3 protein-coding genes are annotated in these 9,430 nt (G+C 45.4%); all 3 read right to left on the reverse strand.

Features of this window, described 5'->3' with window-relative positions:
• Positions 1-332: 332 nt before the first annotated feature.
• Entirely contained in the window at positions 333-3,410 is a 3,078-nt protein-coding gene (locus ACO067_RS11505; protein ID WP_421874196.1) for a T9SS type A sorting domain-containing protein, read from the reverse strand.
• A 19-nt stretch (positions 3,411-3,429) separates the two neighbouring features.
• Entirely contained in the window at positions 3,430-5,616 is a 2,187-nt protein-coding gene (locus ACO067_RS11510; protein ID WP_421874198.1) for a hypothetical protein, read from the reverse strand.
• A gap of 111 nt (positions 5,617-5,727) precedes the next feature.
• A complete protein-coding gene (locus tag ACO067_RS11515) occupies positions 5,728-9,414 on the reverse strand; it encodes a beta strand repeat-containing protein (RefSeq protein WP_421874200.1) in 3,687 nt (1,228 codons plus the stop codon).
• Between the last annotated feature and the right edge of the window lie 16 nt (positions 9,415-9,430).

The following is a 9,430-nucleotide window of genomic DNA, read 5'->3' on the forward strand; positions in this document are numbered from 1 at the left end:
GGTGCGAAATTCAAGACACTGTCAGTCACATCTACATCCGCTGTGACATCTACAGTTTCCACCAAAGTTGAATCTAGCCTATTGCGAATTTCAATATTTCCAGAACCAATTGCAATATTCTATTGAAAGTTACCTGAATTGGGGTATGGGGAACCGCCTCATTCTCACCAATTTAGGGTACTATGAGCGTGCTCATCGAAATTAAATAAAGAGTAATGGAGGTAATCTATATCTTCAAAATCAGCAAATATATCCAGAGTCACTTCCAACAATTGCCCCTTTCACAGCAATGAATTCGTTGCCTTCGTCACCAGTAAGCTAAAGTAGTTACCCTACTTGTGATGCTTCACATATACCTTAAACGTGGTAATCTTCTCAGCCCCGAGATTCGTGTCCACAAAATTGAGCAGGTAAATACCGCCGCTGATATCACTCACATCCATATTGAGTTCCTGATTATATCCCTTTTTGATTTTTTGCTCTTTCAGCACCTGACCCTCTAGGTCCATTAAGCGTACTGTCACACTTGCACTCATCAGCTTGCTGTAGGCAATCTTCAGGTAGTCTTGGGCTGGATTTGGATATATACTCAGGTCTTTGAAATACTTTCTGTAGAACCCAAGACGTTCGATCTTCTCCACCACAATCCCGTCTTCGGTAACTGTGGCCTGCAGCACTAGCACCTCTTCCTCTATGCCGCCCTCGCCGACGGTAAACTCCACGTAGGAATCTGGATCCATTGGTATGCCGGGATATTCAATGTTGAAGCGATATTTACCATCTTCCAGACCAGTAAATTCAAAACGACCTTCGTCATCTGACTGTGCATAGGCATACAGGACATACTCGCCTTCTTCTTCCTGATTGGTTCGGCCTTTTGGAACAAATCTACGCACACTGCACCCAGCTCGTTTCACTTTTCTCCTCGCATTGATACGCCCTTCCTCCGGATCAACAGGCTCTTCTTCAAAGTCACTCTCTACAGTCCCACTGACAGCTGCACCATCTGGGTTGTTGGTCTCATCTGGTATCTCTGCCATGTACAAAGTATCGCTTGCGTCCACCCGTAGAATGAACTCTTCAGCATCCGTCCACAAATCTGTACTCGGATAATAAGTAGGTAAAAACTCATTGAGGTTATCCGGGCTTACCGCAACGAGGTAATCGCCTAAAATGAGTTTATCAAATTTAAATCCAGTTCCAGCACCCCTGACTGTTTTGATGGTGTCGTATGGATTTCCCGGTAATGTAACCCGAAGTGCATAAGCCTCTGCGGCTATGAAAGGTTGATCACCCAGATCCAAAGCCGTGAAATCTAAATCTGCAAATGCCATCACTCGATGAAATCTACTTTTGAGTATCAAATCCGGAACTAGTGGACTAGCCACTCGCAGCTCGTAACGACCCATATTTTCATACGTCAATGAGTCAATGATCAAGTCAGCACCATTTGCTCCTGCTAACACAGAATCAGTAGCAAGATCATTTGTCAAGTACCACTGGTACTCGTTTTGACTTCCCCCTACTGGTTTGGAAATCTCATAAGCTGATCCTGCACGGATGGTATCGGCAACTCGAACGCCGAAGCGTTTCTGATTGGAATAATCCAAAGGAGCAAATGCCACATTGGACTCCAGGTCTTCAAAGGTCAATAGGTTCTCCGCAAAATTCAGACTGGTTACATTGGGTAATGATCCAGTCAAGGTTGGCAACCCGAAAATGTCATTTCCCGAGAAGTCTGCAGAAACAAGACTCTGAATATCCAAAAGTTCTTCTGGCACTTCACCTGACAAATTCAGACCTGACATATCTAAAGACGTCACCCTGCTGCTGGTAATATCCACCTCATCCCATTCAGACATAGGCAAATTAGGCCAGTCAGTAATGGTACTGCTTTCTGTGACCAATGCATCGTACAGGACCAAAAGAGAAGCCGAATCACGCTCTGTACTAGAAACTCTGAGTACTACCGGAGCGGTCGTTAAAGTCAACCCTGGCACATTGGTATTGGTGACCTGCGCCACGTAACTTCCATCTGCCGTAAAATCATCGATGGATACATCAAATGAACTACTGGTCTGACTTATGGCTGTACTATTCTTAGTCCATGAATATGAGTTGGCAGATCCACTTACCGTACGGTCTATGGTGTAAGTATTCCCGATTTGCTCAAGTGTACGAACCCTTTTGAGTACTTCTTGCTGTGGAGCGTAGGTAGCATCAGGATGTGTGGACAATACACTTTCCAGTGTGCCAAACTGAAGCACATTTCCAGATACGTCGAGTGATTGAAGTGCTGTGAGATTGCTGAGATCACCTATAGCAGTCAACTCATTATCCTGAAGGTTTAGAGCAACCATGGCTTCCAGTCCTTCTGAAATTGATGGGAAATCATTGGTCAGATTGTTGTTAGAGAGGTCCAGTTCGGCAACTCGCTTGTCTACCAATGTCACCTGCCCCCAAAGATCCAGGTTGTTATCCAGCCAACCGCTTGCGGCGGCCCAGTTGGTTCCTCCGGTACTTTCATAAATCTGCAATAAGGCTAACGAATCAGCTTCGCGAAGTTCCTCATCGAACAGTTTACCGATCGCATAGATTCCTGCCATTGAAAGCTCATTAGCCGTCACAGTACCTTCAGTTAGCGTACCAGAGGTAGTCAGCTGTCCAAGACCCCTAAAGCGAGCATCCGTAGAGGCGCCATAAGCCACGGCAAGATCTGTGGTGTTATCGACTACCGATTCGTTGACAACAGGCAGTTGCACTCTCATAGAGGATAGTGTGCCGGAGGCTTCAGAGATATTCCAGTAGCGTTCATTGGACACGTCAAGTAAACTATTGCCAGCTATAGCCAGAGGGTCTGCTGCAATAGCTTCCACAGCAATGGCCGGGGAGGAGCCGGTAATACTGGTGAGCATCACCGGGGTATAGGTGGTTCCATCAGAAACTGGATAGTATAAAGTATCTGCGCCCGATCGAATGAGTCGTCCAGTGATATAGGCATTCGAATCAAAACCAGATAAGTCCCCTGTCACTTCTAATCGAGCAGTATCTACCATGATTATTGCATTGTCGAGCGTAAGGTTTGATACCGTGAATCCTGAAAGCAGAAATTTGTTACCCGGTGACATTTCAATGGTGCTAATGGTGTTCCCATTGAAATCGAGGTACTGATCCACTCCATTAGCTAGCAATGTACCGGCGCCTGTATAGGAAGCAACACTGATGGAATCATTGAAAGATAGTGTGCCTTCATTGGTAAGGGTAGATGCCACCGCTAGAGGACCCTGGATGCTAACTGGCAATCCTGACTCGATGGTAACAGGCAGTCCGGATTCTAGTACTACCTGTGATATCAATGGACTTGAGACCAGATAACAAAGAAGATAAAGATATTTAATTCGCTTAGGCATAGGGGTTGAATTTTACATTCTAGACGTTGTTGCTAAGTACAGTTTTTACTACAAACCAGTTATTTCCTACTGCACGCAGGGTGATGCATACAATCTCCCCATATACAATACTCAAGGTAAAAGGCGTTGTGGAGGACATCCCTTCGTATAAAAAGCTATCACCACTTTGTAGCGTCAGAGAATGACTGACGGTAGTGGTAGATGTGACCATGATGATTAATTCTCTTCCCGTGTTGGATGAAGCGAAAGGCAAAGTCACTGTCTGTCCTTCAACATTGCTACTCAGTGCTACTATATGATCAGTATTGGAAATGTTGTAGGCCGTCGCTCCAGTGGAGATCAAATTGGACACTACCGCTCCTCCTGTGGTCAGGTTACCAGTAGTTGTAACATTTCCGTTAAGTTCCGTATCCCCAACCACATCCAGACGTGCAGAAGGAGTAATGCCTCCTATGGCCAGATCGCCGGAGATATTGGATGTAAACTCTCCAAAACTGGTTGAGCTACCACCATTATAAATGGTCAATCCAGATCCTGTTCCGCTGTTCTGAATCTCAACAGTGGAGATACTGGTTCCGGTATTTGAGTTGGAAAAATAAGCCGTACTGTTGGTGCCGTTTGAGTTAACACTAAAGGCGATGGAGCCATTGGAGTTGTTATCAACAGTGAATCTCCCTGCCTGACCGAGTCCTGTGGTATAAGCATTAATCGCTCTGCCCGTTCCATTAATTATCCGAGCATCCACTGCATAGCCGTTGTTAGAGCCATTGTCTATTTCAAAATATCCTGCAGATCCGATTCCCGTGGTACGAGCGGCTATGGCATCCTCAGCATTCGTCACATCGGTTATATTGAATTCGGCCACAGGACCCAACCCGTCATGATTGACATAGAGTGCAGCGGTACCATTGTTATCAGAATTAGAAATAATATTGACGGCATTATTGGTGTTAGAAGGATTGCTGGAGTTGAAATAAGCCACACTTCCAAAGCCGGTATTTTCCAGGTCAAACATGTTACTACCGGAGTTTTCAGTCGCATTGAATGGGAAAGTCAACCCACCAAAATTGATCCATTCACCACCTGTATAGCCATAAAAAGAACCTCCTGTATAGGCGATAAGACCAGAGGAAATATCTGCACTGTCTCTGACCTGTCCTATTTCAACAGCCCCACGAAACTCAGCATGGCGGTTATCTTTTAAGGTGAGTGTGGTATTAATGCTATTGAAAGCATCGGTGCCAGCACCCAAAGAATCCCCAGTTAAAAACTCGATGTTTCCGTCTGACATGAATATAAATGATGAACGACCATCTTCCACATTCAGTAATCCACCACCATCATAACTAATATTATCTGAGATGATTCGGCCATCCACTCCGAGAGAATCTACCCGAAAGTCAAAGAAATGCATTCGATCTTGCACCTGGAAAGCAGAAAGAGGTGTACTCGTACCCACTCCAACTTTGCCTTGAGTGTAGTGAAGATCGCCACCATTGTAAGACCATAGGGCTGTATCAACTGACCCTAGTTGTGAATCTATGTAGTTTTTAGTAGCAGCGTCCTGAGCATTGACTGGATCAGACAAGTTAGTAATAGAGCTACTACCGGCATCATTACTGCTCACTAGTAGTTCAGAGAGGGTAGGAGTAGCAATGCCTGCTACTGAAGTGTCTACATAATTTTTTGTTGCCACATCCTGAGCATTTGTAGGGTCAGATACATTGATGATTGCTTGTGATCCTGCATCATTATCAGCAATGAGCAATTCACTAAACGTAGGGGTCTCAACTGTTGCCACAATTGAATCAGCATAATGCTTGTTCACTGCGTCAGCATCATTTACAGGTGCTGCCAGGTCCGTGATACTCAATCCCCCAGCACTGTTTTCTGTGGTAAGAAGCTCACTAAGTGACTGGTTGGCCATAGTCAGCCACTGACCACTATACCAGAAATAGAGTGCACCTTCATCCGTGTCAAAAACCAATAATCCATTGTCCGTATCGGTGAGATTATCAGTAAAAGCGGTAGCTGTGCGTTGTGCGGTTGTGTATCTGGGAATGAGAATTCCCTGATTCCCTGTAGGAGAGACAATTTCCAGCACGGCATTTGGGTTAGGCGTATCTGTACCAACTCCCATGGAATTTTGGGCCATTGAAGCAGCAGATAATAATAAGAATAGTACAAGTAGATCTAAGCGTTTCATGTGTATTGGTGATCTGGTGGAGATTCAATTCTATATTGAAATAGTATAATTATTTCACTTCTTATTACAATCTAATTAAATCCTTGAAAATCAGCAAATTGAATTAATCACTCAATCGGGTTTTGTAACCTGATAGTATATCTTAACTCCGGTCAGGCTAGCCTGCGAAGAGTATGCTTGAAAAGTAACCAAGTAGTTGTCTGTGCTATTATCTATCGTAATACTCAATGTATTGTTTGAAAATGAAGTCACGCCACTTGTTGATCCTGGAATGGAGGTAACCACCGTGGGAGTTGAAGCTGTACTATAAGATTTCTCAATGAACCTGAACTCTGCCGGGCCACCATTAGTATTTCTTCCCCAAACGTCTATTTGTGTCACAACTGCACCATCAGGCAAATGCACAGGAGCTCCTATCAATATGCTAGTCCCTGGTGTGCCCGAGTAAGTTCCTACCTCCGCTCCTGAGTTATAAGTGGTCGTGAAATCTTCCAAGCCTGTGATTTTCAGTGCTTTGAAATCAACAGGAGTAAGCGCGAGTATCTTCGTCTTGGCTGTGGCATACTTCACATCACCAGTGAGCTGAATATTACCTGTCACATCCAAAGCCTCAGCAGGTGAGACTTTGTTAATGCCCACATTGCCAATACTGTAATAGATATCACTCCCCGAATTAGACCATTGTGAGGGCACAATTGCTCCGACCTGAGTATCTACGTATCCTCTGGTGGCAGCATCCGTAGAGACGGAGGGTGAAGCCAGGTTGGTTAACGTATTTCCACCCATACTAACATCCGCCACAGCTGCACCAAAACCACTAAGGGGAATTGCCGCTTTATTTAAATCAGCATTGGCGATAGTACCATCAAGAATAGCAGAGGAGGTCACCGATGCAGCCAAGACAGAACTAGCTGTAACGTTGCTCAAGCCGGACCCATCTCCGGAAAACGAGGCTGCTGTAACTGTGCCATTCACGTCTAGCTCAGTTGACGGGTTGTTGGTGTTGACGCCCACATTGTATGTTGAGCCTGGCTGTCCATCTCCCAACACGATGGTGTTGGCTGTACTGGCGTTGACATTGGATCCTATGGCTACTGCCGCGCTGGCATCTGCAAATGCTCCAGCTCCAAGTGCCATGGCATCATCAGCAATAGCAATTGCAGAATTTCCGACTGCAATGGTGTTATTATAAATTCCATTACCAGATGATGGACCAGCATTGGTTCCTATAGCGATGTTAAAACTACCAGTGGTATTGAAACGGCCTGTATTATAGCCCAAGTATGTATTACCTATACCAATGGTATTTGACACTCCTGCGCGATAACCAACCATGGTGTTATTGTTCGCCGTTGTTCCGTTTCCGGCTAACCATCCAATTATCGTGTTGCTAGATTCGGTTGTCAGAGAATTACCCGTTGCACGGCCATAGAGCACATTGTAAGTACCAGTGGTCAACGAACTTCCAGATAGCACACCAGCAGAAAGGTTACCCTCAGTTTCCATCTCACGAATTGGAAGCGTAAGGTTAGTTAACCCACTTCCATCTCCAGTGAATGAAGTGGCAGTTACATCACCGGCGCCATTTAGCGTATAATTAGACGAGTTGACGGTATACAAGGCAGAACCAGCTCCTGCACTTACTGTAATATTCTGTGCGTTGGTCCCGAGGCTGATTCCTGCATCACCAGACACTGCAAAGTTGTTGCCTGGAGTAGTGACAATTGATGGATTTACATTGTAAGCGCTTTGAAGACTGATGGAGGTAATTTCACCATCCACATAAGACTTGGTAGCTGCATCTGTTGAGTTGGTGGGAGTGCCCAGAGCTGTCAGGTTGAACCCTCCCATACTCACATCAGTAGTGGGAGCACCAAATCCACTTAGAGCTATATTGGACTTATCCAAATCCACATTGGCGATAGACCCATTGGTGATTTCAGCTGATCCCACTGTACTGGAAGTAGCCAGAGATCCCAATCCCAGATTAACTCGTGCAGATGCTGCGGTACCTGAGAGTTCACTGAGGTTATTGGTGATCAGAAGTGTGTTGGCAAGAGAAGAGTTGATGATGCTTATGTCACTTGTATTAGTCGCAATATTGGATTCATTGGTTCCGACCTGGGCATCAAGTAAGTCGTCTGCACTAGCTAAACTGGAAGCACCGGAGATATAATTGGCTCCACCATTCGCCTGATAGGTACCATCTGGGTTTAAACCAGAACCTGTCTGAGTATCATTCAATTCCGATTGAAGTGTGGAAATATTGGACGCATTGTTAGCTATATCTCCAGTTGCCAGGTCAATATCACCTTGCAGTTCCACCAATCCCGCCTGTACATCTGTGGCTGTAAGATTTCCAGATGCAGTAACTGCCACTTCTGTTGCCGTTTGGTTATCACCATCAGCGATCCCAGCCGGAATTCCAGATAGTTTGCTCCAGTCAACACTATTTATTTTGATATCCGTAACGGCTCCATCCACAATATCTCCGGTATTTACAGAAGTGATCCCTACGTCATCTCCATCAGAAAGCCCAGACGGAATTCCAGAAATACTGGTAAAAGGAAGTTGTCCGGCCTGCCATGATCCAAGTGTATAAACCATCGCATCTCCCTCACTTGCCAAGACACCGATCTTCGCCCCAGTTACAGCACCATTGGCCAATTTTGGAGAAGATATGCCATTGTCTCGAACCTCTATTCCATTTGCTGCTATACTGTAAGCCAGCGTAATGCCATCTACAAAACTGACCGACAAACTATCAGCTGCGTCAACCACACCACTTCCATCAATGTCGTACACACTTTGCAACATATCTCCACCAGAAGATCCTGCATCAATGTCAGCCTGTAGTTCTACCAGTGCTCCCTGAACATCTGTGGAAGTCAGATTTCCAGTAGGTGTTACTGCTACTTGGGTAGCCGTCTGAGAATCTGTGAAGGTTGCTCCAGCTGGAACTGACGTTTCAACAGTGAACCCATTTAAGGTATTCGCCACTTCCGCAGTATCGGCATAGCCATCAGTGTTAAAATCATAGACCGCTTGTAGCATATCTCCCGTTCCAGCTCCAAGTATTTCAGTTTGTAGTTCTTCCAATGCGGCCTGTACATCAGTAGATGTGAGATCTCCTGTTGCAGTGACTTCCACATCAGCGGCAGCTTGGTCATCCGTAAAGTCTGCCGCAGCTGGCACGGAAGATTCTATAGTAAAACCGCTCAAGCTACTTGCCACTGTGGCCGTATCGACAAAACCATCTCCATCTACATCATAGGAGGACTGCAACATATCTCCATTCCCTGCTCCTAAAATCTCAGTCTGTAGTTCTTCCAGAGCACCTTGTACATCCGTAGCTAACAGATCACCAGTTGCAGTGACCTCCACATCGGCAGCTGTTTGTGAATCGGTGAAGACTGCATTTAGTGGTACGGAAGTCTCTATCGTATAGCCATTCAATGAATTAGCTACAGTCGCGGTATCTACTTCTCCGTTTGAATCCTGATCATAGATGGATTGTAGCATGTCACCAGATGCAGCAGATACAAGGGCCCAATCATCTGTAAGCCAATAGTAAAAGACACTTTCATCTGTATCAAACACGAGGAGTCCATTGTCAGTATCGGATAGGTTCTGAACAAATGCCGTGGCAGTACGCTCTGCTGTGGTGTATGATGGTACTAAAAACCCCTGATTATTGGTAGGTGAAACCAGGTGTAGTACTGCATTGGCATTGGGTGCAGTGGTCCCAACACCCATCGAGTTTTGCGCATTTACCTGCGAGCCCGCTAAGAACAGCATGAAACATGCTAATGCG

The sequence above is a fragment of the Marinoscillum sp. genome (assembly GCF_965229915.1).
Lineage (GTDB): Bacteria > Bacteroidota > Bacteroidia > Cytophagales > Cyclobacteriaceae > Marinoscillum.

Bases quoted from the DNA above. Each gene is read 5' to 3' on its own strand.
- ACO067_RS11505 (WP_421874196.1), bottom strand. From the start codon at position 3,410: ATGCCTAAGCGAATTAAATATCTTTATCTTCTTTGTTATCTGGTCTCA.
- ACO067_RS11510 (WP_421874198.1), bottom strand. From the start codon at position 5,616: ATGAAACGCTTAGATCTACTTGTACTATTCTTATTATTATCTGCTGCT.
- ACO067_RS11515 (WP_421874200.1), bottom strand. From the start codon at position 9,414: ATGCTGTTCTTAGCGGGCTCGCAGGTAAATGCGCAAAACTCGATGGGT.